This is a genomic window from Streptomyces sp. NPDC044033, assembly GCF_056434425.1.
Genome location: NZ_JBWKFF010000011.1, coordinates 267,275 through 290,665, shown reverse-complemented (window position 1 = coordinate 290,665; position 23,391 = coordinate 267,275). Strand labels below are relative to the sequence as shown.

The following is a 23,391-nucleotide window of genomic DNA, read 5'->3' as shown; positions in this document are numbered from 1 at the left end:
TGTGCGTTTTCTTGCGCTGCTCGCGGGCAGAAGAGCGAGAAAAGGGAGGGGGGGGGGGGAGGAGGGAGGACCCCCCCCCCCCCCCCCCCCCCCCCCCCCCCCCCCGCCCCGTAAGCCGGTGCCGGGCGTCAGCCGCCGAACTCCTCAAGGCCCTTGAGGGCCTGGTCCAGCAGCGCCTGACGGCCGCCGAGCTCCTTCGCGAGCTTGTCGGCCTTGGCGGTGTTGCCCGCCGTGCGCGCCTTGTCGACCTGCTCCTGGAGCTTGTCCACGGCCGACTGCAACTGGCCGGTGAGCCCCGCCGCCCGGGCCCGCGCCTCGGGGTTCGTACGGCGCCACTCGGTGGACTCGGCCTCCTGAAGGGCGCGCTCCACCGCGTGCATCCGGCCCTCGATCTTGGGGCGGGCGTCGCGCGGCACGTGGCCGATGGCCTCCCAGCGCTCGTTGATCGAGCGGAAGGCGGCGCGGGAGGACTTGAGGTCCGCGACCGGCAGGAGCTTCTCGGCCTCGATGACCAGCTCCTCCTTGCGCGTCAGGTTGCCCTGCTGCTCGGCGTCGCGCTCCGCGAACACCTCGCTGCGGGCGTGGAAGAAGACGTCCTGCGCCCCGCGGAAGCGGTTCCACAGATCGTCCTCGGCCTCACGCTGGGCGCGCCCGGCGGCCTTCCAGTCCGCCATCAGCTCGCGGTACCGGGCGGCCGTCGGACCCCAGTCGGCGGAGTTGGAGAGCGCCTCGGCCTCCGAGACCAGCTTCTCCTTGGCCTTACGGGCCTCCTCGCGCTGCGCGTCCAGCGAGGCGAAGTGCGCCTTGCGCCGCTTGGAGAACGCCGAGCGGGCGTGCGAGAAGCGGTGCCACAGCTCGTCGTCCGTCTTGCGGTCGAGGCGCGGCAGCCCCTTCCAGGTGTCGACCAGGGCCCGCAGCCGCTCGCCGGCCGACCGCCACTGCTCGCTCTCGGCCAGCTCCTCGGCCTCGATGACGAGCGCCTCCTTGGCGCCGCGGGCCTCGTCGGACTGCCGGGCCTTGGCGGCCTTGCGCTCCTCGCGCCGCGCGTCGACGTCGGCCACGAGCGTGTCGAGCCGCTTGCGCAGGGCGTCCAGATCGCCGACCACATGGTGTTCGTCGAGCTGCGTGCGCAGATGGTCGATGGCGGTCGTCGCGTCCTTCGCCGACAGGTCGGTGGTCCGCACCCGGCGTTCGAGGAGGCCGATCTCGACGACCAGGCCCTCGTACTTGCGCTCGAAGTAAGCGAGAGCCTCCTCGGGGGTTCCCGCCTGCCATGACCCGACGACCTGCTCGCCGTCGGCGGTACGCACGTACACGGTCCCCGTCTCATCGACGCGGCCCCATGGGTCGCTGCTCACAGCGCCTCCTCCACATGATGCCGGGGCGGGCGTGCGGCCCGCCGGCATCGTCCACAGTTTCTTCCGGCCGGGCAGCGCCCTGACCGGTCCGACGGCTTGAAGTTGCCGGCTCTCGTTATGCGCCTCGCAGGGTGACGGCCGTCGGAGCAGGCACCCTGCACAAGGCCAACATAGGCGACCGGCGGCCCGGCTGTCCGTAGCTCGCGCGACCGAAATTTCGCGGTACGGGCAGTGGGGCGCGGGTCAGGAGCTGGTCACCGCCGCCTTGTTGATCACCACCGAGGCGTTCGGGGCGCCGTCCCCCCGGCCGGAATTCTCGCCCGCTGCGGCGATCTTCTTGAGGACCTTCATGCCGTCGGCGTCGATCGTCCCGAACGGCGTGTACTGCGGCGGCAGCTTGCTGTCCTGGTAGACGAGGAAGAACTGGCTGCCCCCGGTGTGCGGTTTGCCGGTGTTGGCCATCGCCACCGTCCCGGCCGGGTAGACCCCGCCCTTGAGCGAGGGGGACTTGAGGTTCTCGTCCGGCAGGGTGTAGCCGGGGCCGCCGTTGCCGGTGCCCTTCGGGTCGCCGCACTGGAGCACGTAGATATTGCTCGTGGTGAGCCGGTGGCACTTGGTGTGATCGAAGAAACCCTTGTCCGCGAGGAACTTGAAGGAGTTGACCGTGTGCGGAGCGTTCTTCGCGTCGAGCTTCAGTCCGATGTCACCGCAGGTCGTACCGAGCTTCATCGTGTACGAGGCCGACGTGTCGACGGACATGTCGGGCTCCTTCTTCCACGTCGCCGTGGCGGGCGAGCCCGGTGCGGGCTTCGCCTTGCACGGATCGGCCGCCTTGGGGGAGCCGGTGGACGCGGCCGTGTCGACGCTGTCGCCCTTGCCGTCACCGCTGTCGGTCAGCGACGTCGAGGCGTACGCGGCGACGCCCGCCGCCAGCACCACGGCGAGGCCCGAGGCGATCACCACATTGCGGCGGCGCGCTTTGCGCCGGGCCGCCTCGCGCCGCTTCTGCTGCCGCTCGAACTTCTCCCGGGCAAGCTGCCGCCGCCGCTGCTCGTTGTTGACCACCGGGCCATCTCCTCCTGCCGTCTCGTACCAGCCATGACCTGAGCCTGGCCGTACGGTATATGGGTTCGCGGCGGCAGGAGTGCCGCCGGTAGGCTTTGGGGCAGCCGAGATCTTCCCTCGTGATCTGCCTCCGGACGATTTAAGGACGAACGTGCTCATTGCCGGGTTCCCCGCCGGGGCCTGGGGGACCAACTGCTATCTGGTCGCCCCCGCCGCCGGCGAGGAGTGCGTGATCATCGACCCGGGCCACCAGGCGGCCCAGGGAGTCGAGGAGGCACTCGCCAAGCATCGGCTGAAGCCCGTGGCCGTCGTCCTCACCCATGGCCACGTCGACCACATCGCCTCGGTCGTCCCCGTCTGCGGCGCCCACGACGTCCCCGCCTGGATCCACCCCGCGGACCGCTACATGATGAGCGACCCGGAGAAGGCGCTGGGCCGCTCCATCGGGCAGCCGCTCATGGGCGAGCTGACCGTGGGGGAGCCGGACGACGTGGAGGAGCTGACGGACGGCGCGGCGCTGCGCCTCGCCGGGCTGGAGTTCTCCGTCGTGCACGCGCCCGGCCATACCAAGGGGTCGGTGACCTTCAGGACGCCCGAGACCGCCGACGTGCCGTCGGTGTTCTTCGCGGGCGACTTCCTGTTCGCCGGCTCCATCGGACGCACCGACCTGCCCGGCGGCGACCACGCCGAGATGCTCGACTCGCTGGCCCGTGTGTGCCTGCCGCTCGACGACTCGACCGTGGTGCTGTCCGGCCACGGCCCCCAGACCACCATCGGCCGCGAGCGCGCCACCAACCCGTTCCTGCGGGATGTGGCCGCCGGCCTCGGAGCCGACACGCCGGCTCCGCGACGAGGAATGTGAATCTTCTCCCGTGAGCACCTTCAAGGCCCCCAAGGGCACGTACGACCTGATCCCGCCGGACTCCGCGGCGTTCCTCGCGGTCCGCGAGGCGATCTCCGCGCCGCTCAAGCGGTCCGGCTACGGCTATATCGAGACGCCCGGCTTCGAGAGCGTCGAGCTCTTCTCGCGCGGTGTCGGCGAGTCCACCGACATCGTGACCAAGGAGATGTACACCCTCACCACCAAGGGCGGCAGCGAACTGGCGCTGCGCCCCGAGGGCACCGCGTCCGTGCTGCGCGCGGCGCTGGAGGCCAATCTGCACCGCGGCGGCCTCCCCGTGAAGCTCTGGTACTCCGGCTCGTACTACCGCTACGAGCGGCCGCAGAAGGGGCGCTACCGCCACTTCTCGCAGGTCGGCGCGGAGGCGCTGGGCGCCGAGGACCCGGCGCTCGACGCGGAGCTGATCATCCTGGCCCATGACGCGTACCGGTCGCTCGGACTGCGGAACTTCCGCATCCTGCTCAACTCGCTGGGCGACAAGGAGTGCCGCCCGGCCTACCGCGCGGCCCTCCAGGACTTCCTGCGCGGCCTCGACCTCGACGACGAGACCCGCCGCCGCATCGACATCAACCCGCTGCGGGTCCTCGACGACAAGCGCGACGCGGTGCAGCAGCAGCTCGTGGGCGCGCCGATGCTCCGCGACCACCTGTGCGAGGCGTGCAAGGAGTACCACGAGCGGGTGCGCGAGCTGCTGACGGCGGCGGGCGTGGCCTTCGAGGACGACGAGAAGCTGGTGCGCGGGCTGGACTACTACACCCGCACCACGTTCGAGTTCGTCCACGACGGCCTCGGCTCGCAGTCCGCGGTCGGCGGCGGCGGCCGCTACGACGGCCTCTCCGAGATGATCGGCGGGCCGGAACTGCCGTCGGTCGGCTGGGCGCTCGGCGTCGACCGTACGGTCCTGGCGCTGCAGGCGGAGGGCGTCGAGCTCGAACTGCCCGCGGCCACCGAGGTCTTCGCGGTGCCGCTCGGCGAGGAGGCCCGGCGGGCGCTCTTCGCGGTGGTCACCGAGTTGCGCCGGGCCGGGGTCGCCGCGGACTTCGCGTACGGCGGCAAGGGCCTGAAGAACGCGATGAAGTCGGCGAACCGTTCCGGCGCCCGCTACGCCGTGGTGGCGGGGGAGCGGGACCTCGCCGAGGGCGTCGTGCAGCTCAAGGACCTGGAGAGCGGCGAACAGGCGCCGGTCGCGTTCGAAACCGTTGTGAGTGAACTGCTCGCCAAGCGGGGCTGATTGCCCGGGGCTGGTGCAGAATGGGCGGTCCACGACCGACTGACGGGACGAACGGCGCTATGACGACTGAGGCACTTGACCGCACGGAAGCGGACGAGGAGGCGGGCACGGGCGCCGTGGGCGGCAGCCGCGCGTTCGCCCTCACGCTCGTGATCACCGGCGCCATGGGGCTGCTGGCCGCCTGGGTCATCACGCTGGACAAGACCAAGATCCTTGAGGCCAAGGTCGACGGCCGCACCTACACGCCCGGCTGCAGCCTCAACCCGATCGTCTCCTGCGGCAACATCATGGAGAGCTGGCAGGCCAAGGCGTTCGGGTTCTCCAACCCGATGCTGGGCCTGGTCGCGTACGGCATCGTGATCTCGATCGGGCTGGGGCTGCTGGCCGGCGCGCGCTACCGCCGCTGGTACTGGATCGGGTTCGAGGTCGGCTGCCTCTTCGGCGTCGGCTTCGTGACCTGGCTCCAGTACCAGTCGCTGTACGTCATCGGCTCGCTCTGCCTGTGGTGCTGCCTGGCCTGGGTCGCCACCATCTTCATGTTCTGGTACGTCACCCTGAACAACATCCGGCACGGCTTCATCCCGCTCCCGGCCGGGCTGCGCCGCAACCTGCTGGAGTTCCACTGGGTCGTCCCGGTGCTCTGGGTCGGGGTCATCGGCATGCTGATCCTCACCCGGTGGTGGTCGTTCTGGACCGGTGGCACCGCTTGATCGCAGGTCAACGCCGTGCGACGGCGTTGTCAGTGGGGTGGCATAGGGTTTCGGTGTGGAACCAGACCTGTTCACCGCCGCCGCCGAGGACCGCCAGGAGCGGGAGCCCTCCAGCAGTCCGCTGGCCGTCCGGATGCGCCCGCGCGTCCTCGACGAAGTCGTGGGCCAGCAGCACCTGTTGAAGCCGGGCTCGCCGCTGCGCCGCCTGGTCGGCGAGGGGAGCGGCGGCCCGGCCGGGCCGTCCTCGGTGATCCTCTGGGGCCCGCCCGGCATCGGCAAGACGACGCTCGCCTACGTCGTCAGCCAGGCCACCAACAAGCGGTTCGTGGAGCTGTCCGCGATCACCGCGGGCGTCAAGGAGGTGCGGGCCGTCATCGACGGCGCGCGCCGCGCTTCCGGTGGGTACGGCAAGGAGACCGTGCTCTTCCTCGACGAGATCCACCGGTTCAGTAAGGCCCAGCAGGACTCCCTGCTGCCCGCCGTCGAGAACCGCTGGGTGACCCTCATCGCGGCCACCACCGAGAACCCCTACTTCTCGATCATCTCCCCGCTGCTCTCCCGGTCGCTGCTGCTGACCCTGGAGTCGCTGACCGACGACGATCTGCGCGGCCTGCTGCACCGGGCGCTCACGGACGAGCGGGGGCTGGGCGGCGCCGTCACCCTGCCCGCCGACGCCGAGGCGCATCTGCTGCGCATCGCGGGCGGCGACGCGCGCCGGGCGCTGACCGCGCTGGAGGCGGGGGCTGGCTCGGCCATCGCCAACGGCGAGGGCGAGATCACGCTGGAGACCCTGGAGGACGCCGTCGACCGGGCGGCGGTGAAGTACGACCGCGACGGCGACCAGCACTACGACGTCGCCAGCGCGCTGATCAAGTCCATCCGCGGCTCGGACGTGGACGCGGCGCTGCACTATCTGGCGCGCATGATCGAGGCGGGGGAGGACCCCCGGTTCATCGCGCGGCGGCTCATGATCTCGGCCAGCGAGGACGTGGGTCTGGCCGACCCCGGCGCCTTGCAGACCACCGTGGCCGCCGCCCAGGCCGTGGCCCTGATCGGCTTCCCGGAGGCGCGGATCATCCTCGGCCAGGCGACGGTCGCGCTCGCCCTCGCGCCGAAGTCCAACGCGGCCTATCTGGCGATCGACGCGGCGCTCACGGACGTACGGGCCGGGCTCGCCGGCCCCGTGCCGCCACATCTGCGCGACGGGCACTACAAGGGCGCCCAGAAGCTCGGCCACGCGCAGGGCTACCTCTACCCGCACGATCTGCCGGGCGGCATCGCCGCTCAGCAGTACGCGCCGGACGCGGTGCACGGCAAGCGCTATTACGAGCCGACGCGCTACGGCGCCGAGGCGCGGTACGCGGACGTGGTGGAGCGGGTCCGCGCGCGGCTGCGCGGGGAGCAGCCGCCGTCCGCCGGGGACGGCGCGCCCGAGGGGCGCTGACGCCGTCCGCGGGCCGTCGGCTCCCGGCCCCCGCGAGCCGGGGCGCGGAGCCCTTCCCGGCGGCCTTCGCCGCCGGGCCCCGCCGCCCGTCGCCCTGTTCCTATCCGGCGGCGGCGTCGAAGAGCGCGTGCATGGCCCGCCGCAGCTCCGCGACGTCCCGCACCGGCTCCGGGAAGTCGAACCGCGCGTCGAAGGAACGGTCCGCGGGGTCGGTGAAGCGCACCCGGAGCCCGAAGCGGTCCAGGGCCACCGGCACGGCCCGGTCGCGCGTGCCGCAGAGTCCGGCGGCGCGCTCGCCGAGCAGCCCGCACAGCCCGCGCACCTGGTCGCCGTGGGCGGTGTGCAGATGCTGGAGCAGGTCCGCCTCGTGGGCCACGAGCGGGTCGGCGACGGCCGCGGCGAACTCGTCGGGCTCGACGCTCTGCGCGCCCCACAGGTCGTCCACGCACGCCTCGCCGACCTCCAGCCGCAGCAGCGTCCAGGCCGGCCGGCCGTACTGCCCCGGCACGGGCTCCGGCTGGAGCGCCTCGTCGATGCCCAGCAGCTCGCCGACCGGGTGGCGCTCGGCGAGCAGCATCGCGTAGGCGGCCCGCTGCTCGCCGCGTACGGGCGTGAGCCAGCCCGCGATCCAGGCGCGTCCGCGGATGCGGTGCGGTACCGAAACAGGGGCCACATCGGTGATCTCCATCACGGCGGCGAGATCGTCGTCCTGGGCGTGCGCGGCGGCTCGGGCCGCCGGAGAGTCGCCAGGAAGCAGCAGGAGCACGTCACCCTCGGGGGTGATAGTTCGCGCCGCGAGTGACCCGAGAGAGGGTTCCGGGCCCTCCTCGATTCCCGGAATCGAGAGAGAGGCCGTAGCGTTGGATTCGGCGAGGGTGCGTACGCGCTCGGCGGCATCTGGCCGCTGGGCGTCTTCTACGGGACGCGGCTGACTCGACTCGGTGCTATCAGTGCTGGGCAGGGGGCTCCCAGGTCGAAACATGCGTTCTCCTCCGCTAAGGTAAGCCTAACCTAACCTACACGGAGGTCCGTTCCACGTGAACCAGTCGCGTCCCAAGGTCAAGAAGTCACGCGCGCTCGGCATCGCGCTGACGCCCAAGGCCGTCAAGTACTTCGAGGCCCGTCCCTACCCGCCCGGCGAGCACGGCCGTGGCCGCAAGCAGAACAGTGACTACAAGGTCCGCCTGCTGGAGAAGCAGCGTCTGCGCGCTCAGTACGACATCAGCGAGCGCCAGATGGCCCGTGCCTACGACCGCGCTCGGAAGGTCGATGGCAAGACGGGCGAGGCCCTGATCGTCGAGCTTGAGCGCCGTCTGGACGCGCTCGTCCTGCGGTCGGGTATCGCCCGCACGATCTACCAGGCCCGCCAGATGGTGGTCCACGGCCACATCGAGGTCAACGGCCGCAAGGTCGACAAGCCCTCCTTCCGCGTCCGTCCCGACGACGTCGTGATGGTCCGCGAGCGCAGCCGCGAGAAGCACCCCTTCCAGGTCGCGCGCGAGGGTGGCTACGACACCGACGGCGAGACCCCGCGCTACCTGCAGGTCAACCTGCCGGCGCTGGCCTTCCGCCTGGACCGGGACCCCAACCGCAAGGAGATCCCGGTGATCTGCGACGAGCAGCTCGTCGTTGAGTACTACGCCCGCTGATCCAGCGGACCGCAGCACTCTCAGCCCGCCGTCTCCCCGCCGCTCGCGGAGGGGGAGGCGGCGGGCTGCTGCGTGGGCGGCGGCACCGCCGCCACCGCGCCGCGAGCGGCGGACACCGCCGCCGGCCTCGCCCGGCAGCCGCGCAGCGCCCGCGCCACCGCCGCGTCCGGCTCCAGCGCGGCCCCCTCGCGCACCAGCCGCCCGTACCGCTCCGCGCCGATCCGCCGGCGCACCGCCTCCTCGCACAGCGCGTGCGGCGCGTTGAAGAACCGCGAACCGAACAGCGGCAGCCCCACCGACCGCCAGATCCGCCCCGCCGCCCCCTGCAGCACCGCGGCCTCCGCCGGATCGCCGCCCTCCGCGGCCAGCAGCGCCAGCAGCTCGACCGCGAGCACCGCGCCCACCAGATCGTTGAAGGCATGGTCGATGACCAGGCACTCCTCCAGGAACGCCCGGGCCCGGGCCGGCTCGCCGCGGGTCCAGGCGGCGAACCCCAGCACGTACAGCGCGTAGGCCAGGGTCCACCGCTCGCCGTGGTCCTCGCAGATCTCCCGGACCTCCTGGCACAGGTCGACCGCGCCCGCGACATCGCCCTGGAAGGCGATCGCCATGGCCAGCTCGACCTGGCCCATCAGCACATTGCTGTTCAGCTCGCCGATCTCGCGGTACCGCGCGAGCGCCGCCCGCAGCAGCTCCTCGGCGCGCGGCATGTCGTCGGAGACCAGCGCGAGACACCCCATGCGGTGCAGCGCGTACGCCCCGGCCGGCTCGCTGCCCGTACGCTCCGCCTCGTCGCCGCACTCCTGGAGCGCCCCGAGCGCGGCGACCGTGTCCCCCTGGAGCAGCGACACATAGCCCGCCACCCACAGCGCCTTCAGCCGCGCCTCGTCATGACCGGTGTCCAGCTCCAGCGCGCGGTCCAGCCAGAGCCGCCCCTCCGCCAGCCGCCCGCAGCCGACCCAGAAGAACCACAGCGTGCCCGCCAGATACTGGCCCAGATGCGCGTCCTCCTGCGTCAGGCCGCACTCCAGAGCGGCCCGCAGATTCGGCAGCTCCACATCGACGCGCGCCGCGACCTCCGCCTGCCGGGGGCTGAACCACTCCAGCTCGCACCACGTGGCCAGCCCCATGTACCAGTCGCGGTGCCGGCGGCGCATCCGCTCGGCGTCCCCGAGCGAGTCCAGCCACCCCGCCCCGTACATCCGCACGGTGTTCAGCAGCCGGTAGCGGACCCCCGTCGGGTGCTCCTCCCGGCTGAGCACGGACTGGGCGACCAGCCCGGTGAGCACATCGAGCACCTCGCGCTCCGGCAGATCCGGCCCCGAGCAGATGTACTCGGCCGCCTCCAGATCGAAGTGGACCGCGAAGACGGTGAGCCGCGCCCACAGCAGCCGCTCCCGGGGCGTGCACAGCTCATGGCTCCAGCCGATGGCCGTCCGCAGCGCCTGATGGCGCGGCAGCTCGCCGCGGGCCCCGCCGGTCAGCAGCTCGAAGCGGTCGTCCAGGCGGTGCAGCACCTGCTCCACGGAGAGCGCGCCGAGCCGGCCGGCCGGCCGCCAGCTCCAGCGCGAGCGGAATCCCTTCCAGCCGCCGGCACAGCTCGGCGACGGCGGCCCGGGCCGCGGTCCCCGGCCGCGCCGCGAACCCGGGGGCGACGGCCCCCGCCCGGTCCTCGAACAGCGCGACCGCGGCCGGCTCCGGCAGCGGCCCCAGCGGGAAGCGCCGCTCGCCCGCGACGTCCAGCGGCCGCCGGCCCACCGCCAGCACCCGCAGCCCCGGCGAGCGCCGCAGCAGCTCCCGGGCGAGCCCTGCACACTCCTCGACGAACTGCTCGCAGCCGTCGAGCACCAGCAGCAGCCGCCGGTCGGAGAGATGGCCGGCGAGCGCGGCGCGCGGCGCGCGGTCCGTGGCGTCGGCCAGCCCCAGCGCCTCCGCGACCGTGTGGTCCACCAGCGCGGGGTCGTGGAGGGCGGACAGCTCGACCAGCCACACACCGTCGCAGAAGCGATCCTGCACTCGCGCCGCGGCGTGCGCGGCGAGACGCGTCTTGCCCACCCCGCCGACGCCGGTCACCGTCACCAGCCGCGCCTCGTCCAACTGCCGCGTCAGCGCGGCCAGTTCATCCTCCCGCCCGATGAACCGGTTGAGCTCCGCGGGCAGATTGCCCGGCCTGCTGGGGTGCGTGGTGCTGGAGCCGGGGAAGAGCCCGGAGCGCGGAGAGCGTCGCATGAGACACGTAGCGTACTCATAGGTATGCGGACCGTAAACACCTGTGCCGCGACGACCGTTGACCCAGGTCGGTCCGTGTTCTCCGGGGTTCTCCGGGTGCGCACCGGGCGGTAATGCGGTACGGGCCCTTCGCCCCGGCGCGATAGGGTCGGTACCCGACGTTTACGACCAGCAGGGAGCGGTGCAACGTGTCCGGTGGAGAGGTGGCCGGGATTCTCGTGGCCGTCTTCTGGGCGATCCTCGTGTCCTTCATCGCACTGGTGCTGGTGAGGCTCGCGCAGACCCTGAAGGCGACCACCAAACTCGTCTCGGACGTTTCCGAACAGGCCGTGCCGCTGCTGTCCGAGGCGTCCGCGACCGTACGGTCCGCCAACAGCCAGCTCGCCCGCGTCGACTCGATCGCGGCGGACGTCCAGGAAGTCACCGCGAACGCCTCCGCGCTCTCCTCGACCGTCTCCTCCGCGTTCGGCGGCCCCCTGGTCAAGGTCGCCGCGTTCGGCTACGGCGTCCGCCGCGCCATCGGCCGCAAGCCGGCCGCGGCGCCCGCGCCCGAGCGCACCGTCGTCATCGGAAAGAGCCTGCCGTCCGCCCGGCGCGGCAGCCGCCGCCGCACCCGTGGGAAAGGCTGACCCGAGGAATGTTCCGCCGCACCTTCTGGTTCACGACCGGTGTCGCCGCCGGCGTCTGGGCCACCGCCAAGGTCAACCGCAAGCTGAACCAGCTCACCCCGGAGAGCCTGGCCATGCAGGCGGCCGACCGCGCCGTCATCGCCGGCCGGAAGGCCAAGCTCTTCGCCCTCGACGTGCGCGACGGCATGGCGGACCGGGAGGCGGCCCTCAAGGACGCGCTCGGCCTGAGCGCCCCGCCCGGCGGCCCCGAGCCGCAGGCGCTCCCCGCGCGGCGCGGGTTCGCCGCCCTGGACCAGCAGCAGACGAAGTACCCGTACAACCGGAATGAGGACCACTGATGGAGTCGGCTGAAATCCGCCGCCGCTGGCTGCGCTTCTTCGAGGAGCGTGGGCACCATGTCGTGCCGTCGGCGTCGCTGATCGCGGACGACCCGACACTCCTCCTGGTCCCCGCGGGCATGGTCCCCTTCAAGCCGTACTTCCTCGGCGAGGTCAAGGCCCCCTGGCAGCGCGCCACCAGCGTGCAGAAGTGCGTCCGCACCCCGGACATCGAAGAGGTCGGCAAGACCACCCGGCACGGCACCTTCTTCCAGATGTGCGGCAACTTCTCCTTCGGCGACTACTTCAAGGAAGGCGCCATCACGTTCGCCTGGGAGCTGCTGACCAGCTCCGTGGCGGACGGCGGCTACGGCCTGGACCCCGAGAAGCTCTGGATCACCGTCTACCTCGACGACGACGAGGCCGAGCGGATCTGGCGGGATGTCGTCGGCGTCCCCGCCGAGCGCATCCAGCGCCTCGGCAAGACGGAGAACTACTGGTCCATGGGCGTCCCCGGACCCTGCGGCCCCTGCTCCGAGATCAACTACGACCGCGGCCCCGAGTTCGGCCCCGAGGGCGGCCCGGCCGTCAACGACGAGCGCTACGTGGAGATCTGGAACCTGGTCTTCATGCAGTACGAGCGCGGCGCCGGCGACGGCAAGGAGGACTTCCCGATCCTCGGGGACCTGCCCAGCCAGAACATCGACACCGGCCTCGGCCTCGAACGCCTCGCGATGATCCTGCAGGGCGTGCGGAACATGTACGAGACCGACACCCTGCGCGTCGTCATGGACAAGGCCACCGAGCTGACCGGCGTGGCCTACGGCGCCGACTCCGGCTCGGACGTCTCGCTGCGCGTGGTCGCCGACCACCTCCGTACATCCGTCATGCTCATCGGCGACGGCGTCACCCCCGGCAACGAGGGCCGCGGCTACGTGCTGCGCCGCATCATGCGCCGCGCCATCCGCAACATGCGGCTGCTCGGCGCCACCGAGCCGGTCGCCGCCGAGCTGGTGGACACCGTCCTCAAGACGATGGGCCGGCAGTACCCCGAGCTGCTGACGGACCGTAAGCGCATCGAGACCGTCGCCCTCGCCGAGGAGGCCGCCTTCCTCAAGGCCCTCAAGGGCGGCACCAACATCCTCGACACCGCCGTCACCGAGACCAAGGCCGCCGGCGGCCGAACGCTGGCCGGCGAGAAGGCGTTCCTGCTCCACGACACCTGGGGCTTCCCGATCGACCTCACCCTGGAGATGGCCGCCGAACAGGGCCTCTCCGTGGACGAGGACGGGTTCCGCCGCCTGATGAAGGAGCAGCGGGAGCGGGCCAAGGCCGACGCCAAGGCCAAGAAGACCGGCCACGCCGACCTCTCCGCCTACCGCGAGATCGCCGACAACTCCGGCGTGACCGACTTCACCGGCTACACCGCCACCGAGAACGAGTCGACCGTCGTCGGCCTGCTCGTCGGCGGCGTGCCCTCGCCCGCCGCCGCCGAGGGCGACGAGGTCGAGGTCATCCTCGACCGCTCCCCGTTCTACGCCGAGGGCGGCGGCCAGCTCGCCGACACCGGCCGCATCAGGCTGGAGACCGGGGCCGTGATCGAGGTCCGCGACGTCCAGAAGCCGGTGCCCGGCGTCCACGTCCACAAGGGCGTCGTCCAGGTCGGCGAGGTCGTGGTCGGCGCCCCCGCGCTCGCCGTCATCGACGTCAAGCGCCGCCGCGCCATCGCGCGCGCCCACAGCGCCACGCACCTGACCCACCAGGCGCTGCGCGACGCCCTCGGCCCGACCGCCGCCCAGGCCGGCTCGGAGAACTCGCCCGGCCGCTTCCGCTTCGACTTCGGCTCGCCCAACGCCGTGCCCGGCACGGTCCTCACCGACGTGGAGCAGCGGATCAACGACGTGCTCTCGCGCGAACTCGACGTCCAGGCCGAGGTCATGAGCATCGACGACGCCAAGAAGCAGGGCGCCATCGCCGAGTTCGGCGAGAAGTACGGCGAGCGGGTGCGGGTGGTGACCATCGGCGACTTCTCCAAGGAGCTGTGTGGCGGCACCCATGTGCACAACACCGCCCAGCTCGGCCTGGTGAAGCTGCTCGGCGAGTCCTCCATCGGCTCCGGCGTGCGCCGCGTCGAGGCGCTGGTCGGAGCGGACGCCTACAACTTCCTCGCCCGCGAGCACACCGTCGTCGCCCAGCTGACCGACCTGGTCAAGGGGCGCCCGGAGGAGCTGCCGGAGAAGATCTCCGGCATGCTCGCCAAGCTCAAGGACGCGGAGAAGGAGATCGAGCGGTACCGCGCCGAGAAGGTCCTCCAGGCCGCCGCCGGGCTGGCCGAGGGCGCCAAGGATGTACGCGGGGTGGCGCTGGCCGCCGCGCGGGTGCCCGACGGCACCTCCGCGGACGACCTGCGCAAGCTCGTCCTCGACGTGCGCGGCCGCATCCAGGGCGGCCGGGCGGCCGTCGTGGCCCTGTTCACCGTCGCGGCCGGCCGGCCGCTGACCGTCATCGCCACCAACGACGCCGCCCGCGAGCGCGGCCTCAAGGCCGGCGACCTGGTCCGTACGGCCGCCAAGACGCTCGGCGGGGGCGGCGGCGGCAAGCCGGACGTCGCCCAGGGCGGCGGCCAGAACCCCGAAGCGGTCGACGAGGCCATCGCCGCCGTCGAGCGCCTCGTCGCCGAAGCGGCCTGAGCGCCGTGCGGCGCGGCAGACGCATCGCCGTCGACGTCGGGGACGCCCGGATCGGGGTCGCCTCGTGCGACCCCGACGGGGTCCTGGCCACACCGGTCGAGACCGTGCCGGGGCGGGACCTCCCGGCGGCGTACCGGCGGCTCGTGGCCCTCGTCGGTGAGTACGAGCCGATCGAGGTCGTCCTGGGCCTGCCCCGCTCCCTGAAGGGCGGGGAGGGGCCGGCCGCGGCCAAGGTGCGGGCGTTCGCCCGGGAGCTGGCGGTGCGCGTCGCCCCGGTGCCGATCCGGCTGGTGGACGAGCGGATGACCACGGTCACGGCGGCGCAAGGGCTGCGCGCGTCCGGAGTCAACGCGAAGAAGGGCCGTTCCGTCGTCGACCAGGCGGCCGCGGTGATCATCCTGCAGAACGCGCTGGAGACCGAACGGACCTCGGGGGAGGCGCCCGGGGAGGGCGTAGAAGTGGCCGACTGATGGAGGTACGGTAACGTTCCGCGCGAAACGGCAGTCGTTCGAACGCCGGCCGTACAGGAACCAGGCGGCCGGTAGCCAGCTCTATGGAGCGCCGGCCGGCGGCCGACACGCGGCTCTAGGGGATCGATGACTGAGTATGGCCGGGGTCCTGAGCCCCAACCGTGGCACCCCGAGGACCCCCTCTACGGGGACCAGGGGTACAGCGGGCATCAGCCGACGGGCACCCAGGGACCGTACGACGGCCGGCAGGACCCCTACGGCGGTCATCCGCAGCAGTACGCGGATCAGTCACAGCACCCGCAGTACCAGCAGTACGAGCAGCAACACCCCCAGCAGTACGGACAGCAGCAGTACCCCGATCACCAGCAGCAGTACCCCGGTCAGCCGTATCAGGGCCAGCAGTTTCCGGGGTACGGGCAGCAGCAGGATCAGCAGTACCAGAACCAGCAGTACCAGAATCAGCCATACGAGGTCCAGCAGTTCACGGACCCGCATCAGCAGTACGGCTGGGATCCCCTGCAAGGGGCGCCCGTCCAGTACGGGATGAACCCCCAGGATCCGTACAACCAGCCCGTCGACCCTTACGGCGGCGGGCACCCGGACTACTACGGCACCCAGGACGCGTACCCGCCGCCGCAGCCGCAGCACCTGCGGGAGGGGCAGCAGCAGTACGCGCCCCAGCAGGCGCCCGCGCCCCAGCAGGAGCCCCAGCAGCCGCCCGTGGACCAGTCGGCGCAGCGGGAGCAGGGGGAGCAGCCGGAGAACCCGCTGGAGCGGACCCAGGCCCAGCCGCAGGTCCCCGAGCAGGTCGAGGAGTGGGACGCGGAGCCGGACGGCCCCGACGAGCACCCCTTCTTCTCGGGCCGCGGCGACGACGACCCGGATGAGAAGTCCGGGAAGGGCGGGAAGTCAAGGAAGTCCGGGCAGTCCGGGAAGTCCGGGAAGGACGCAGAGGAGGGCCGCGGCGACCGCGAGCGCCGCGGCAAGAAGACCAAGCGCCGCTCCGGCATGGCCTGCATGGTCGTCGTCGTGGTGCTGGTCGGCGGCGTCGGCGGGGGCGGCTATTTCGCCTACCGGTTCTGGCAGAGCCACTTCGGTACCGCGCCCGACTTCCCGGGCGAGGGCACCGGCGAGGTCCAGGTCGAGATTCCGGCGGGCGCGAGCGGGATCGACATGGGCCGGGTGCTCAAGGAGAAGGGCGTCGTGAAGAGCGTCGGCGCCTTCACCGAGGCCGTCGGCAAGAACCCCAGAGGCAAGACCCTCCAGGCGGGCGCCTACACCCTGCGCAAGGAGATGTCGGGCGCGGCGGCCGTGGCGATGATGACGGACCCCAAGACCCGCAACGCTCTCACCATCCCCGAGGGCAGGCGCAACGTCCAGGTCTACGCCGCGATCGACAAGAAGCTCGGCCTCAAGGACGGTACGACCAAGGACGTCGCCAAGAGCGAGGCCAAGAACCTCGGGCTGCCCGACTGGGCCGGCGGCGACCCGGAGATGAAGGACCCGCTGGAGGGCTTCCTCTTCCCCTCGCAGTACAGCGTCAGCAAGGGCGCCAAGCCCGCGGACGTGCTGCGGGAGATGGTCAGCCGCGCCAAGAGCCGGTACGCCAAGTACGACCTGGAGGGCAAGGCCGGCGAGCTGGGTCTCAAATCGCCGCTCCAGCTCATCACGGTGGCCAGCCTGGTGCAGGCCGAGGGCATGACGCACGACGACTTCCGCAAGATGTCGCGCGTCGTCTACAACCGCCTCAAGCCCACCAACAGCGAGACGAACGGCAAGCTGGAATTCGACTCGACGTACAACTACGCGACGGATCAGAGCAGGATCAATCTGAGTCCCCAGAAACTCCGGGCCTTCCAGCACCCGTACAACACGTACTACGTCAAGGGGCTGCCGCCCGGCCCGATCGGCAACCCGGGCAGCGACGCCGTGGAAGCGGCGATGGACCCGGAGCCGGGGGACTGGTACTACTTCGTCGCCATCGACGGCAAGGTCACCAAGTTCGCTAAGACCCTCCCAGAACACGACAAGCTCGTGCAGGAGTTCAACGCGAACCAGAAACACAAGAACGGCGCATGATGACGGACGAGCAGAACCGGGACCGGAGCGGAAAGAACGGGCGGCAGGGCCGTCGGGCGGCCGTCCTCGGCTCGCCGATCGCCCACTCGCTCTCGCCGGTGCTGCACCGCGCCGCGTACGCGGAGCTCGGCCTCACCGACTGGACGTACGACAGCTTCGAGGTGACCGAGGCGGGGCTCCCCGCCTTCGTGGAACCGCTCGACGCCGCCTGGGCCGGGCTGTCGCTGACCATGCCGCTCAAGCGCGCGGTCCTGCCCCTGCTGGACGAGGTCAGCGACACCGCGGCCTCCGTCGAGGCCGTCAACACCGTCGTCCGCACCGCCGACGGCCGGCTGCTCGGCGACAACACCGACATCCCCGGGATGGTCGCCGCGCTGCGCGAACGCGGCGTCGAGCGGGTCGGGAGCGCCGCCGTGCTGGGCGCCGGAGCCACCGCCTCCGCCGCGCTGGCGGCGCTCGCCCGGATCTGCGCGGGCGACGTCACCGTGTACGTGCGCAGCGCGGCCCGCGCCGCCGAGATGCGGGAGTGGGGGGAGCGGCTCGGGGTGCCCGTGCGCACCGCCGACTGGGCGGACGCCGCGGCGGCCCTCACCGCGCCGCTCGTCATCGCGACCACCCCGGCCGGCACCGCGGACGCGCTCGCCGGCGCCGTCCCGAACGGCGCGGGCACCCTCTTCGACGTCCTGTACGAACCGTGGCCGACGCCGCTCGCCGCGGCCTGGGCGGCCCGCGGCGGCGCCGTCATCGGCGGCCTGGACCTCCTCATCCACCAGGCCGTACTCCAGGTCGAGCTGATGACCGGCCGGGCCCCGGGGCCGCTGGCCGCCATGCGCGCCGCGGGCGAGTCGGCGCTGGCGGCCCGTACCGCCTGAGCCGTCACCGCGAGGCACGGCCGCGACGCCGCCGGTCCACGCTCCGGACCGGCGTCCGGACCGCCTCGCGAACCATGGGAGGATCGGGGGCGGCGGGCCAGGGCCGCGCACCGGGCCGCGCCGACCTACGTCCGAGGCGCGAGCAAGAGGAGCACCGTTGAGCAGGTTGCGCTGGCTGACGGCGGGGGAGTCGCACGGCCCCGCACTGGTGGCGACGCTGGAGGGCCTTCCGGCCGGCGTGCCGATCACCACGGACATGGTGGCGGACGCCCTGGCGCGGCGGCGGCTGGGCTACGGCCGCGGCGCGCGCATGAAGTTCGAGCGCGACGAGGTGACCTTCCTCGGCGGCGTCCGGCACGGCCTGAGCCTCGGCTCGCCCGTCGCGGTCATGGTCGGCAACACCGAGTGGCCCAAGTGGGAACAGGTCATGGCGGCCGACCCGGTCGACCCCGACGTGCTCGCCGAGCTGGCCCGCAACGCGCCGCTGACCCGGCCCCGCCCCGGCCACGCGGACCTCGCCGGCATGCAGAAGTACGGCTTCGACGAGGCCCGTCCGATCCTGGAGCGCGCCTCCGCCCGCGAGACCGCGGCCCGTGTCGCGCTCGGCGCGGTGGCCCGCTCCTTCCTCAAGGAGACGGCCAGCATCGAGATCGTCTCGCACGTCGTGGAGCTGGCCGCGGCCAAGGCCCCGTACGGCGTCGTCCCCGAGCCCTCCGACGTCGAGCGGCTCGACGCCGACCCGGTGCGCTGCCTGGACCCGGCCGCGAGCGAGGCGATGGTCGCCGAGATCGACCAGGCCCACAAGGACGGCGACACGCTCGGCGGCGTCGTCGAGGTGCTCGCCTACGGCGTGCCGGTGGGGCTCGGCAGCCATGTGCACTGGGACCGCCGCCTCGACGCGCGCCTCGCCGGCGCCCTGATGGGCATTCAGGCCATCAAGGGCGTCGAGGTCGGCGACGGCTTCGACCTGGCACGGGTGCCCGGCTCGCAGGCGCACGACGAGATCGTCTCCACCGACGAGGGCATCCGCCGCACCTCCGGCCGCTCCGGCGGCACCGAGGGCGGCCTGTCCACCGGCGAGCTGCTGCGCGTACGGGCCGCGATGAAGCCGATCGCGACCGTGCCCCGCGCCCTGGCCACCGTGGACGTCGCCACCGGCGAGGCCACCCAGGCCCACCACCAGCGCTCCGACGTGTGCGCGGTGCCGGCCGCCGGGATCGTCGCCGAGGCGATGGTCGCGCTGGTGCTGGCCGACGCGCTGGTGGAGAAGTTCGGCGGCGACAGCGTGCCGGAGACCCGCCGCAACGTGCGGAGCTTCCTCGACGCCCTGGCCATCAAGTGACGCCGCCCGCCGTGGTCATCGTGGGCCCGCCGGGGGCCGGCAAGTCCACCGCCGGCGCGCTCGTCGCCGAGCGGCTCGGCACCGGCTACCGGGACACCGACGCCGACATCGAGCGGACGGCCGGCAAGCCGATCGCGGAGATCTTCATCGACGAGGGCGAGCCGCACTTCCGTGAGCTGGAGCGGGCGGCCGTACGCGCCGCCGTCGCCGGCCACGGCGGCGTGCTCTCCCTCGGCGGCGGCGCGATCATGGACGAGGGGACCCGCGCCCTGCTCGCCGGGCTGCCGGTCGTCTTCCTCGACGTCTCCCTCGCCGACGCCGTGCGCCGGGTGGGCCTGGACGCCCCGCGCCCGCTGCTCGCCGTCAACCCGCGGCAGCGCTGGCGCGAGCTGATGGACGTGCGCCGTCCGCTCTACACCGAGGTCGCCCGCGCGGTCGTCACCACCGAAGGCCGCACCCCCGAGGACGTCGCCGAGGCGGTCCTCGACGCCCTGGAGCTGAGCGATGCTCCCAAGGACTGATCCACGGCCGTACCCGGCCGCGGGCACGAGGCAGTACGCAGTGAGGAACGTATGACCGAGGCACCCACCCGTATCCAGGTCGCCGGCAGCGCGGGCAGCGCACCGTACGAGGTCCTGGTCGGCCGGCAGCTGCTGGGCGAACTGCCCTCGCTGATCGGCTCCGCGGCCAAGCGCGTCGCGATCCTGCACCCCGAGGCGCTCGCCGAGACCGGTGCGGTGCTGCGCGAGGACCTGGCCGCCCAAGGCTACGAGGCCATCGCGATCCAGCTGCCGAACGCCGAGGAGGCCAAGACCGTCGAGGTCGCGGCGTACTGCTGGAAGGCGCTCGGCCAGACCAACTTCACCCGCACCGACGTCATCGTCGGCGTCGGCGGCGGCGCCACCACGGACGTCGCGGGCTTCGTCGCCGCGACCTGGCTGCGCGGCGTGCGCTGGCTCGCGGTGCCCACCACCGTGCTGGGCATGGTCGACGCGGCGGTCGGCGGCAAGACCGGGATCAACACCGCCGAGGGCAAGAACCTCGTCGGCGCCTTCCACCCGCCGGCCGGGGTGCTCTGCGACCTCGCCGCGCTGGACTCGCTGCCCGTGCACGACTACGTCAGCGGCCTCGCCGAGATCATCAAGGCGGGGTTCATCGCCGATCCGGCCATCCTCGACCTGATCGAGGGAGACCCGGAGGCGGCCCGCACCCCCGGCGGCCCGCACACCGCCGAACTCGTCGAGCGCTCCATCCGCGTCAAGGCCGAGGTGGTCTCCTCGGACCTCAAGGAGTCCGGCCTGCGCGAGATCCTCAACTACGGGCACACCCTCGCCCACGCGATCGAGAAGAACGAGCGCTACAACTGGCGGCACGGCGCGGCCGTCTCCGTCGGCATGGTCTTCGCCGCCGAACTCGGCCGGATCGCCGGGCGGCTGGACGACGCCACCGCCGACCGGCACCGCGCGGTCCTGGAGTCGGTCGGGCTGCCGGTGACCTACCGCGGCGACCAGTGGCCCAAGCTGCTGGAGACCATGAAGGTCGACAAGAAGTCGCGCGGCGACCTGCTGCGCTTCATCGTGCTCGACGGGCTGGCCAGGCCGACCGTGCTGGAGGGCCCGGACCCGGCGATGCTGCTGGCGGCACACGCCGAGATCGCGGCGTGAGCGGGATGAGCGGCGGGAGCGGCTCGGGGGCTGCCGACCGTACGGGCCCGCGCCGGGTGCTGGTCCTCAACGGCCCCAACCTCGGCCGCCTCGGCTCCCGCGAGCCCGACGTCTACGGCGCGACCTCCTACGCGGGTCTCGTCGAGGCGTGCGCCACGCTGGGCGCCGAGCTCGGCTTCGAGGTGGACGTCCGCGAGACCAACGACGAGGGGGAGCTGATCCGCTGGCTGCACGAGGCAGCGGACGGACGCCTTCCGGTGGTCATCAACCCCGGGGCCTTCACGCACTATTCGTACGGAATGCGCGATGCGGCGGCCCAGCGCACCGCGCCCCTGATCGAGGTGCACATCTCCAACCCGCACGCCCGCGAGGAGTTCCGGCACAACTCCGTCATCGCGGCCGTCGCCAGCGGCACCGTCGCGGGGTTCGGCATCGGCTCGTACCGCCTCGCGCTGCGCGCCCTCGCCGACGAACTCGCAGGCTGACGGCGTACGCGGGCACGCTCCGGGCCCCTGGGCCGTTCACACTCCGGTGGCCGGGGCGGGTACTCTCCGGTACCGGCCCGGCCTCGCGGCCGCTTGACACGGCGCCAGACGCCCGCACGAGACGGAGTGCCACCGGAATGCAGCACGCAGTGGGAGCGCCGGAGCCGCCGGCCCCCGGGCACGGAACGGGCGTCGGCGGGCACGGGAACGCGGCACACCCCGCCCCGTCGCCCGGCCCGGTCGCGGGCCCCGGCGGGCACGTACCGCCGCCCGGCGCGCCCCCGGCCGTACCGGCGCCTCCCGCAGCACCCGCGCCCCCGGCCGCGCCCGGCTGGGAGGCCCCGCTCGGCGGGCCGCCGGTCCATCAGCCGCCGGCCGAGCCGACCGGCCACGTCCAGCTCCCGCCCGGCGCGCCGGTGGCGGTGCCCGGCACCGGACCCGGCACGGCCGCGGCGGACGCCGCGCACGCCGCCGTGGCGGTGCTGCTGATCGGCCCGGCCGGGGCGGGCAAGACCACCGTGGCGCGCCACTGGGCGGACACCCGGCGGGTGCCCACGGCCCACATCAGCCTCGACGACGTCCGCGAATGGGTGCGGTCGGGCTTCGCCGACCCCCAGTCCGGATGGAACGACCACTCCGAGGCCCAGTACCGGCTCGCGCGCCGCACCTGCGGCTTCGCCGCCCGGAACTTCCTCGCCAACGGCATCTCCTGCGTCCTGGACGACGCCGTCTTCCCGGACCGCCCCGTCGTCGGCCTCGGCGGCTGGAAGCGCCACGTCGGCCCCGGCCTGCTCCCCGTCGTCCTGCTGCCCGGCCTGGAGGTCGTCCTGGAGCGCAACGCCGCCCGGTCCGGCAACCGCCGCCTCAGCGACGAGGAGGTCGCCCGCATCCACGGCCGGATGGCCGGCTGGTACGGCTCCGGGCTGCCCATCATCGACAACACCCAGCAGGATGTGGCGACCACCGCCCGCCTCCTGGACGACGTGGTGGCCCGCTCACTGGCCTCCCCGCCCAGCTGGTAGCCCACGCGACGGGCCGCCGCCCGGTCGGACGCGCTGAACCGGCCGTCCCGGGCCAGTGATCGTAGGCTCGGCGCATGTCCGAGGTGTACGAGGCCCGACGCACCCGTCTGCGCGACCGGTGCGCCGCCGCCGGCAGCGAGTCCGTCCTGGTGTCCCGTCCCGCCAACGTCCGCTATCTGGCCGGTGGCGCGCCGCCCGGCGCGGCCCTCCTCCTCGGCCCGCCGGGCGGCGACCACGACCTCCTGATGTGCCCCCAGGACCCCTTCGGCGACCCGCGGCCCGCCGGCCGGCCCGCCGAGGGGCTGCGGGTCGCCGTCCTGCCCGCCCCGGACGCGGACCCCGCCGTCGCCGCCGCGGCCCGCGCCGCGGCGGCCGGCACCGGCTCGCTCGCCGTCGAGGAGCACCATCTGAGCGTCGCCCAGTACCGGGCGGTGAGCTCGGTCGTGCCGGGGCTGCGCCTGGCCGACCTCGGCCGCGCCGTGGAGCAGCAGCGGGTCGTCAAGGACGAGGAGGAGATCTCCTGTCTGCGCATCGCCGCGGAGATCACCGACCAGGCGCTCGGCGAACTCCTCGAATCGATCCTGGTCGGCCGCACCGAACGGCATCTGGCACTGGAGCTGGAGCGCCGCCTCGTGGACCACGGCGCGGCCGGGCCGGCCTTCGCGACCTCGGTGGGCGCGGGGCCGAACTCGGGCTCGCCGGACCATCCGCCGACGGACCGCCGGGTGGAGGAGGGGGATTTCCTCAGCGTCCGGATGGGCGCCGACTACGGCGGCTACCGCTGTGAGATCGGCCGTACTTTCGTCATCGGCACGTCCCCGGCGTCCTGGCAGATCGAGCTGTACGAGCTGGTGTTCGCGGCGCAGCGGGCGGGCCGGGAGGCCCTCGCACCGGGTGTGGCGTGCCGGGATGTGGACCGGGCCGCCCGCCAGGTATTGCAGGCCGCGGGCTATGGTGAGGGGCTCGAAGCCCGTACCGGGCACGGGGTGGGGCTCGAAATTGACGAGGACCCTCGGCTGGAGCCTTCGGCCATGGGTAAACTGGATGCCTGCGTGCCGGTCACCGTCGAACCGGGGGTCCACCTCCCGGGACGGGGTGGTGTCCGGATCGATGACACGCTCGTCGTCCGCCCCGAGGCGGACGGCGGCCCCGAGCTACTCACCATTACGACCAAGGAGCTGCTCGCGCTCTAGCGCGCACCTTCTGGTTCCACCAGCTTCAGTCCAGGAGATTC

Annotated in this window: 21 protein-coding genes and 1 pseudogene; 17 read left to right on the top strand and 5 right to left on the bottom strand. The window is 72.7% G+C overall.

Annotated elements, in window-relative coordinates:
• Positions 1-128: 128 nt before the first annotated feature.
• Both AC07AB_RS21440 and AC07AB_RS21435 read right to left on the bottom strand, forming a co-directional pair.
• On the bottom strand, positions 129-1,358 hold the full coding sequence (locus AC07AB_RS21440) for a DUF349 domain-containing protein (protein ID WP_478569218.1): 1,230 nt from the start codon (positions 1,356-1,358) through the stop codon (positions 129-131).
• A 243-nt stretch (positions 1,359-1,601) separates the two neighbouring features.
• Positions 1,602-2,423 carry a peptidylprolyl isomerase gene (locus AC07AB_RS21435; RefSeq protein WP_478569216.1) on the bottom strand — a complete coding sequence of 274 codons (822 nt, stop codon included), beginning with the start codon at positions 2,421-2,423 and terminating at the stop codon, positions 1,602-1,604.
• Positions 2,424-2,574: 151 nt separating this feature from the next.
• Here AC07AB_RS21435 and AC07AB_RS21430 point away from each other — a divergent pair, with 151 nt between their 5' ends.
• From AC07AB_RS21430 to AC07AB_RS21415, 4 genes are read left to right on the top strand one after another with little or no spacing between them, the layout of a single operon-like run.
• Positions 2,575-3,285 (top strand): MBL fold metallo-hydrolase, encoded by a 711-nt coding sequence (locus tag AC07AB_RS21430; RefSeq protein ID WP_478569214.1) that lies wholly within the window; start codon positions 2,575-2,577, stop codon positions 3,283-3,285.
• 10 nt (positions 3,286-3,295) lie between these two features.
• The gene (gene hisS / locus AC07AB_RS21425) at positions 3,296-4,555 is read left to right on the top strand and encodes a histidine--tRNA ligase (RefSeq protein ID WP_478569212.1); all 1,260 of its coding nucleotides are present in this window, start codon (positions 3,296-3,298) and stop codon (positions 4,553-4,555) included.
• A 59-nt stretch (positions 4,556-4,614) separates the two neighbouring features.
• Positions 4,615-5,265, top strand: a complete 651-nt coding sequence (locus tag AC07AB_RS21420) for a vitamin K epoxide reductase family protein (RefSeq protein ID WP_478569210.1) — start codon at positions 4,615-4,617, stop codon at positions 5,263-5,265.
• A 55-nt stretch (positions 5,266-5,320) separates the two neighbouring features.
• Positions 5,321-6,709 (top strand): replication-associated recombination protein A, encoded by a 1,389-nt coding sequence (locus tag AC07AB_RS21415; protein WP_478569208.1) that lies wholly within the window; start codon positions 5,321-5,323, stop codon positions 6,707-6,709.
• A gap of 100 nt (positions 6,710-6,809) precedes the next feature.
• Here the strand turns inward: AC07AB_RS21415 and AC07AB_RS21410 are convergent, their stop codons facing one another.
• Positions 6,810-7,691, bottom strand: coding sequence for a DUF2470 domain-containing protein (locus tag AC07AB_RS21410; protein WP_478569206.1), 882 nt, complete (start codon positions 7,689-7,691; stop codon positions 6,810-6,812).
• Between the two features lie 55 nt (positions 7,692-7,746).
• Between AC07AB_RS21410 and rpsD the strand changes: the two genes are divergently transcribed.
• A complete protein-coding gene (gene rpsD, locus AC07AB_RS21405; RefSeq protein WP_478569204.1) occupies positions 7,747-8,358 on the top strand; it encodes a 30S ribosomal protein S4 in 612 nt (203 codons plus the stop codon).
• Positions 8,359-8,378: 20 nt separating this feature from the next.
• Here rpsD and AC07AB_RS21400 read toward each other — a convergent pair.
• A pseudogene (locus AC07AB_RS21400) lies at positions 8,379-10,587 on the bottom strand (ATP-binding protein).
• Positions 10,588-10,775: 188 nt separating this feature from the next.
• Here AC07AB_RS21400 and AC07AB_RS21395 point away from each other — a divergent pair.
• The 4 genes from AC07AB_RS21395 to ruvX are packed head-to-tail and all read left to right on the top strand — an operon-like array spanning position 10,776 to position 14,693.
• On the top strand, positions 10,776-11,216 hold the full coding sequence (locus AC07AB_RS21395; protein WP_478569202.1) for a DUF948 domain-containing protein: 441 nt from the start codon (positions 10,776-10,778) through the stop codon (positions 11,214-11,216).
• A gap of 8 nt (positions 11,217-11,224) precedes the next feature.
• A complete protein-coding gene (locus AC07AB_RS21390) occupies positions 11,225-11,554 on the top strand; it encodes a DUF6167 family protein (RefSeq protein ID WP_478569200.1) in 330 nt (109 codons plus the stop codon).
• The gene (gene alaS, locus AC07AB_RS21385; RefSeq protein WP_478569198.1) at positions 11,554-14,223 is read left to right on the top strand and encodes an alanine--tRNA ligase; all 2,670 of its coding nucleotides are present in this window, start codon (positions 11,554-11,556) and stop codon (positions 14,221-14,223) included. The genes AC07AB_RS21390 and alaS overlap by 1 nt, the downstream gene beginning before the upstream one ends.
• Positions 14,224-14,228: 5 nt before the next feature.
• Positions 14,229-14,693 carry a Holliday junction resolvase RuvX gene (gene ruvX / locus AC07AB_RS21380; RefSeq protein ID WP_478569196.1) on the top strand — a complete coding sequence of 155 codons (465 nt, stop codon included), beginning with the start codon at positions 14,229-14,231 and terminating at the stop codon, positions 14,691-14,693.
• A gap of 288 nt (positions 14,694-14,981) precedes the next feature.
• On the opposite strand, the gene AC07AB_RS21375 is transcribed toward ruvX, so the two are convergent.
• Positions 14,982-15,215, bottom strand: coding sequence for a hypothetical protein (locus AC07AB_RS21375; protein ID WP_478569194.1), 234 nt, complete (start codon positions 15,213-15,215; stop codon positions 14,982-14,984).
• A 21-nt stretch (positions 15,216-15,236) separates the two neighbouring features.
• On the opposite strand from AC07AB_RS21375, the gene mltG reads away from it, so the two are divergent.
• From mltG to AC07AB_RS21335, 8 genes are all read left to right on the top strand, one after another.
• The gene (gene mltG / locus AC07AB_RS21370) at positions 15,237-16,772 is read left to right on the top strand and encodes an endolytic transglycosylase MltG (RefSeq protein WP_478569192.1); all 1,536 of its coding nucleotides are present in this window, start codon (positions 15,237-15,239) and stop codon (positions 16,770-16,772) included.
• Positions 16,772-17,644 carry a shikimate dehydrogenase gene (locus tag AC07AB_RS21365; RefSeq protein WP_478569190.1) on the top strand — a complete coding sequence of 291 codons (873 nt, stop codon included), beginning with the start codon at positions 16,772-16,774 and terminating at the stop codon, positions 17,642-17,644. The genes mltG and AC07AB_RS21365 overlap by 1 nt, the downstream gene beginning before the upstream one ends.
• A 157-nt stretch (positions 17,645-17,801) precedes the next feature.
• Positions 17,802-18,986: a chorismate synthase gene (gene aroC, locus AC07AB_RS21360; RefSeq protein ID WP_478569188.1), complete on the top strand. Its 1,185-nt coding sequence runs from the start codon at positions 17,802-17,804 to the stop codon at positions 18,984-18,986.
• On the top strand, positions 18,983-19,507 hold the full coding sequence (locus AC07AB_RS21355) for a shikimate kinase (RefSeq protein WP_478569186.1): 525 nt from the start codon (positions 18,983-18,985) through the stop codon (positions 19,505-19,507). The genes aroC and AC07AB_RS21355 overlap by 4 nt, the downstream gene beginning before the upstream one ends.
• A gap of 51 nt (positions 19,508-19,558) precedes the next feature.
• The gene (aroB, locus tag AC07AB_RS21350; RefSeq protein WP_478569184.1) at positions 19,559-20,650 is read left to right on the top strand and encodes a 3-dehydroquinate synthase; all 1,092 of its coding nucleotides are present in this window, start codon (positions 19,559-19,561) and stop codon (positions 20,648-20,650) included.
• Positions 20,651-20,655: 5 nt separating this feature from the next.
• Complete coding sequence (gene aroQ / locus AC07AB_RS21345) at positions 20,656-21,135, top strand: type II 3-dehydroquinate dehydratase (RefSeq protein WP_478569242.1); 480 nt, start codon at positions 20,656-20,658, stop codon at positions 21,133-21,135.
• Between the two features lie 137 nt (positions 21,136-21,272).
• Entirely contained in the window at positions 21,273-22,157 is an 885-nt protein-coding gene (locus AC07AB_RS21340; protein ID WP_478569182.1) for an AAA family ATPase, read from the top strand.
• Positions 22,158-22,231: 74 nt separating this feature from the next.
• On the top strand, positions 22,232-23,350 hold the full coding sequence (locus AC07AB_RS21335; RefSeq protein WP_478569180.1) for an aminopeptidase P family protein: 1,119 nt from the start codon (positions 22,232-22,234) through the stop codon (positions 23,348-23,350).
• The last annotated feature ends 41 nt before the right edge of the window (positions 23,351-23,391 follow it).